This window comes from Paenibacillus sp. P4_A7 (assembly GCF_056402455.1).
Genome location: NZ_JBFUHJ010000339.1, coordinates 1 through 6,018, shown reverse-complemented (window position 1 = coordinate 6,018; position 6,018 = coordinate 1). Strand labels below are relative to the sequence as shown.

The following is a 6,018-nucleotide window of genomic DNA, read 5'->3' as shown; positions in this document are numbered from 1 at the left end:
CCCACTAAGAGTCTGTAAAATGCCATCCAAAGCATTTTTTCGATGAGCAGCTGGCGTCGGATCCTTTGACTCCATGCTGAAGTGGAGATCAGATAAGTGTAATATATTTATCGTACTCAAGTTAAAAACCCCTTATTGTAGAATAGAAGTTAGGATTTGTACATTCACGGCGGTGTGCAAAATGTGGTTTTTTTGTACCGGCACGATATATAACCTGTTCCTGGCAATCGGGACAGAATATTGTTTTATTCCTGGATAGGTCACGTAATCGTACCTCTTCCTCCTCGAAAGAATAATAGCGCAGCCCTGATTTATCTTCTGCTAGCCAATCGAAAATTGGAATGATCAACCGTTACTGTTAAGTCACTTTTCCTATATTATTCGTCAAAGTACGACGGCTTCCTTTATTTTATTAGTTTTCTGATCGAGGATAATATATAATGATAAGTCGTAAAACGTACTAGGTAGAGCAACCTTTTTACGTAATAATTTATGGAGCAACTCAGTTTTATGTTTTCATCTATTTTATATATAAATAGCTYATCGGYAATCGGTATACATTCTTGGCCTWTTTCGGCATTCGGTACATATTCTTGACATTGCACATTGCCAAGAATATGTACCGATAAAACAAAAAAACCGCGATATACGCGGTAATTAATCGGCTCATATTCTTGTCATCCGACACTCTTTCTATTGTGCACTTTTCTATGAACGTTCAAGTTCAGACAATCGGCTTTCTGTGTTTGTAGGAATATCTTTGAAAAATATTTCAAATCGGAAATAAATCTATTTTTAACCGTTTGCTATAGTCAACTTCCGCACTTCTACGAGTTGCATTTCGGAGTACCATCCCAATAACTTTGTTATACGTGAAGAAATCCGGTCCTTTTAAGTTTGCATAGAACGTATACGCCATCTTAGTTTCATCGTTCCAAGCAGTCCATAAGTCCGCACTCAGAACCATGTTCTCTGAATATAGTGGCAAAATCATTGACATATAAAACTTTACTCTATCAATTGAAGAATTTTTCAATTGACGGAATAGCGTTTCATATATATGCCTTTCGCCTTCTAAGCAACTTAATAAAATGTATGATTGATTTATTTCTGGTAAAACAGTCACAGCAAGCCGGTGCATAATTCCCTTAACGGTGTGTTTGATTTTTTTACCATCTAGATCATAATCAGGAGCTACATAAGCGTAAACTGCAAATTTAATCTGTTCAGGTATCCTAATAACGCAGGTTTCGATACCTCTGTGCGATTTCGATAATATTTGTCCATCGAGATGGACTTTGACAGGTTCGAATTCTCTCATTTTCATTTGTAGTCCTCGATAAAAAGACACCATCGTAGGAGTAGTAAATGCAGCAGGTTTTTTCACAAAACTCGACTTAAAAATATCCATCGCCATACGCTGCTTATAATACTCAAAAATAAAGGCTTTATAGGCATATACGAACTTCATTTCCTCATTCGTTTCTTCAAAATCTGGCGCGCCTTTTTCAATGACTGCGAAAACGATATTATCATGTAGATCACAAAAACAAGTTTCTGTGGTGGCATCATTTGCACTTGTTCTACTTACCTCAACAATTAATTCTGACTTCCCATTATTCATTGTAATTAACAGCGGCTTCCTTTTGGAATCTAACATATAAACATGTCTTTCGTCGCCCGCAAGTAATGATATAATTTTATTGTTCTGTAAAGCGTGTGCACCTTTGATTTTCCCTTTGCAATGCCCCTGATCAGGATGCATACAACATTTTTTCATTGATTTTCTCATCATTTCCATGACTTGAACTTCTGGCGGTTTCTGAGATAATTGTGAAGGAACAATCTTCTTGTTTTTACAACAGGAACCGTGTTTTTTGCCACTCCCACACGGACRATCTTCATTACTCCATATCCGTAACTGTCTAAATATATTCAAAGAAACCGTCCCCTTCAAAATTTTCCACCTTGTTATCTAAAAATAAGTGAATTTCTAAAATAATTCGCAAGCGTTATTTCGAATGCCCTCCAATTAAATAAGTTTTACATTCAATTCCATTGTATTTTCCCTATCAACCTTTCTTTATCCACGAAAGAGGTAGTCCACGAATGAGAATCGAAACTTTCATTACGGTTGTCGCCTAAAAAAAGTATTTGTTTTCGGGGACAGTAATCGGACCAAACTCATACCGAATTACCGAATTGTCTCGTTTAAGTAAGTCTCTGATACTTTTACACCGTTACGAATCAGTGCCCCGTTCTTAATTTCAATCAATGTGCTTCAAGATTACGATGAAGGTGCCGCAATATTTTGCATTGCGTTTTCCATCATTCGGATAATCGTATGAATTCTTTTGGAAAGTTCACCCGATTCGTTATAAATGTGAATATCTTCCTCGCATTCTTTTATTCTTTCGATAAAACCTGGAGCTGATTGTAATAGCATAGAATTACGCATTTTCTCCAGAACATTAATGTAATATGTCAGCTGATCTTCCTTCTGCAGTGTATTTACTGTTGCAGGATATGAAGCTTGCATCTCCTTTCTGCTTTCCTGTTTCGGCTTATGGTTCGCCTTTATGTAAGAATGAAGGTCTTCAGATATTTGAAAAGCTTCGACTTCACGTAGTATTGCATCTTTGTTTAACAAAGTCTGATTTCGTGATTCAATTAGCTTAGCGAATTCTTCTAATTCGTCAGTCTCCACGTCCATCATTTCCCACCCAAACACTTTAGTTTCTTTATTATAGGTGAACAAATCATTAAGCGGTATTTGATTTGGTTTTCCTATAATCATATACCATCTATCTGGTATTTCCCGCAGGCGTTTAACCACTGGCCGAAGCTGCAGCTGTGTTATTTTGTATAAAATAGCATCTATATCGTCGGTTACGTATAAAAGCCGTTGAACCTTCATGTTTGTTAGCGCAAGCTCAAAGTATGGGGCAAGTGATAACTCCCCATAAGCTTCTGCTAGATCCTCGAGTAACCCATTCCAAAGCTTATCTTCTTCTATAAAGGAGAGTGAACCTTTTTCGCCGGCACTTAACGCTATAGCTTGTTGGTCTTCTTTATATGTAAACTGGCTATGGTCAAAATAAAAATAGCTCTTGAAGTTCTTTGAACGGTAGGTTTCTTGTTTATTCATGAGATAACGTTGATAACTGGTACTTTTAGTTCCTGTAACGTAATCAAAAGTCCAAGTGTCTCCAGAGGGCCACCTCGCAATAATGTCGGGTACGAAATTCAAATCTTCATTATGTAGGTATCCGTCAATAACAGTTGCTCCAACCCTCGATAAGCTTGACTGTAATTGGTCTTTAATAATGGATTTACCTATCCTATGTTTATGATTTTCGTGGGAGCTTGTTCCAGAATTATATCGTTTATAATTCCGGGAGCCCGCGCAGTCTTCATTATTTTCATGTTTAAAATGGCATGCTTTTTCGTTAATTAGTACCATATGGGTCACGGCGTTGCAGCACCTACAGCGGAATAATCCCTTTCTTGAACTCTCTCCATACTTTAACCTCAGTGTTTTCTTAATATCTGTCCAGAGAAGGCCAGAATTCGATAAATGAATTCGTTCATCTTCAATTGCAATTTCATCGGTAAGTAACCACGATGCCTCCATTTCAAGAGCTCCTTCCCTATCCTATACTGTTAAAATTTAATAATATTATATAACAAATTTCCAAATGTGGCGCTATTCCTGACTAAGTTGTCTAAAATGTTTGCGCAGTTTCATTTTTTGGATAAACCTCATCTATCCATTCTCTCGGCATTTAGGTAGATTACTCACTCCAATCAGAGAAGTCACATAGTTTTGAATATATTAATGAAATTATGATATAGATAGTTACAGATGATCTTGGGTTATCAGAGTTAATCGAGTTCCGTATTACGTCGCTTACATTCAATTTTCTAGGATCTTGAGCTAATTGGGAGCAAATAGCCGGAGAGTATTGAAATCTTTTCAGCCTGCTTTTTGCCAGCTGCCGTCAATGAGAGCATATCGGGAATGTAACAAAGTTCTTGTCATCAGTCGGGAATGATATCAGATTCTTGTCATTGTGTTTTGACAAGAACTTGATATCATAAAAACAAAATGCCGCAATAAATGCGGCATTTAATGATACTATGTTCTTGTCACCCGACATATGATTTCCAATTTCTTTCGTTTTTATTAATTTTTTTATAACTTCTTCTTTTCACTCCTATTTAATGACGTGCCAAACAAAAATCACCGCTTCAATTAAGCGGTGATTTTTGTTTGGAATGATTATTTTGATTCTTCRCTCGGCTAGATCCTTTAATGCCTCATGATTTTCAATAATAATCTCATCCATTAATGATTCTAAGTCATTGTTAGTATGGCTTTTTAAAAACTCAACAAAATCAATAACTTCTAGTTTTTTGTCATCTGGTAGCTTCATAAAAGGCACCTCCTGATTTGTAATCATTTCAATCAGAGGGTTATGATTTAAAGCAGTTTAATCAGCTCTTCTAGCTCATCAAGCAATACTTTTGCAAGTTCAAAATCAGTATCTTTTAAAGCCAATTCTATTTTCATTTCTACTGATTTTTTCTTTTGTTCCGTTTCTAAATAGTCTCTATCAAAATGACTAGCATAAATCATCTTTCTAAATTTTCGTATAGTCATTTTTCTAATCGTCTTATCGTCAATGATTAAAACATAATCCATACCATTTACCACAGAATAGAAATCATGAGAAATCATGAGAATCGCACCTTTATAGTCTTCAATGGCTTTCTCCAGTGCTATTTGTGTATAGGTGTCTAAATGACTTGTCGGTTCATCAAGAAGCAATACGCTTGCTTTACTGGCAGAAACTTTAGCCAATTGAAGCATATTTTTTTCTCCACCAGATAAAGATTCTATCTTTTGATTAACGATTTCTCCTTCAAAGCCATAGTTTGAAATATATGATCTAACCTCTTCATAAGTTTTAAACCCAGCATCGATGAATTCTTCTAGTATTGTATTAGAATCCTTTAKCATTTCGCCTTGAAGCTGAGATAAATAAGCTACTTTAACATCAGCATTTATTTCAATTGAATCATGATTATTTTTAAATATTTCTCGGAGTAAAGTCGTTTTCCCGGTACCGTTTGAACCGATAAGGGCTACTTTATCCGTAGATTTTATCTCAAAGTTAACATTTTCTAGAAGCAACTCATCAAAGGCAACACTATAATTATTGACATTTATAACAGTGGTGTCTTCCATTTCATTATCAATATCTAAACTGATATTCGGTTGCTTAATATCTACGAATGGCGCTTTAATTCTACGTGCTACCAATCTTTCTTGAAATTTAACTCTAGCTTTTAGCGCTTTCCCTCTAGATGCTTCTGGATTATAAGTTGCGATATTTCTAAGATTATCGATTAAGCTCTCGTTTCTCTCAATTTCTTCATCATCAGCGATTGTGAGTTCTTGTAACTCAATTTTAGTCTGAAGTAATGAGAAGTTATAATCAATATATCGTCCATCAAACTCTTGGATCTCCATGTTTTCAAGGTGCAGAATTTTGTTGAAACAATGATTCAATAGATATCTGTTGTGCGTAACAACTAGTAGCATTCCTTTGTGAGAATTAATAAGATTTTTAAGCGCATTTAGGTTTTCAAAGTCTAAAAATACATCTGGTTCGTCCATAATCATTAAGTCTGGACTACTAAGCATTTCCTTCATCACTTGAATAAGTTTGAATTCCCCACCACTCAGGTCGGATACCTTAAGATCTTTTAGCTTCATGAGGTTTGCTAGATTTAGTTGCTTATTGATGTTGCTTTCAAAATCATTCCCATCCATTGAATCAAATGCATCTAAAGCAAATTGATACTTTTCTAATAACGAATCAATTTCCGTTGATGTTTCCATTTCAGTGCAAATAGCATTTATTTCATTTTGTATCTCAATAAATTCTTCACCTATATATTCGAAAACGGTTGTTTCTTTAGTTCTGTCTAGTTGTGAGAACTGACTTACAT

6 protein-coding genes are annotated in these 6,018 nt (G+C 35.5%); all 6 read right to left on the bottom strand.

Annotation, left to right across the window (positions count from 1 at the left end):
* Positions 1–121 precede the first annotated feature (121 nt).
* Positions 122–349 (bottom strand): competence protein CoiA family protein, encoded by a 228-nt coding sequence (locus tag AC1DWN_RS25545; protein ID WP_477561708.1) that lies wholly within the window; start codon positions 347–349, stop codon positions 122–124.
* A gap of 423 nt (positions 350–772) precedes the next feature.
* A complete protein-coding gene (locus tag AC1DWN_RS25540) occupies positions 773–1,957 on the bottom strand; it encodes a hypothetical protein (protein ID WP_477561707.1) in 1,185 nt (394 codons plus the stop codon).
* Between the two features lie 92 nt (positions 1,958–2,049).
* Complete coding sequence (locus AC1DWN_RS25535) at positions 2,050–2,154, bottom strand: S26 family signal peptidase (protein ID WP_477561709.1); 105 nt, start codon at positions 2,152–2,154, stop codon at positions 2,050–2,052.
* A 133-nt stretch (positions 2,155–2,287) separates the two neighbouring features.
* Entirely contained in the window at positions 2,288–3,463 is a 1,176-nt protein-coding gene (locus AC1DWN_RS25530) for a hypothetical protein (protein WP_477561706.1), read from the bottom strand.
* 754 nt (positions 3,464–4,217) lie between these two features.
* On the bottom strand, positions 4,218–4,436 hold the full coding sequence (locus AC1DWN_RS25525; protein WP_477561705.1) for a hypothetical protein: 219 nt from the start codon (positions 4,434–4,436) through the stop codon (positions 4,218–4,220).
* A gap of 47 nt (positions 4,437–4,483) precedes the next feature.
* A partial coding sequence (locus AC1DWN_RS25520) for an ATP-binding cassette domain-containing protein (protein WP_477561704.1) occupies positions 4,484–6,018 on the bottom strand: 1,535 nt, incomplete at its 5' end.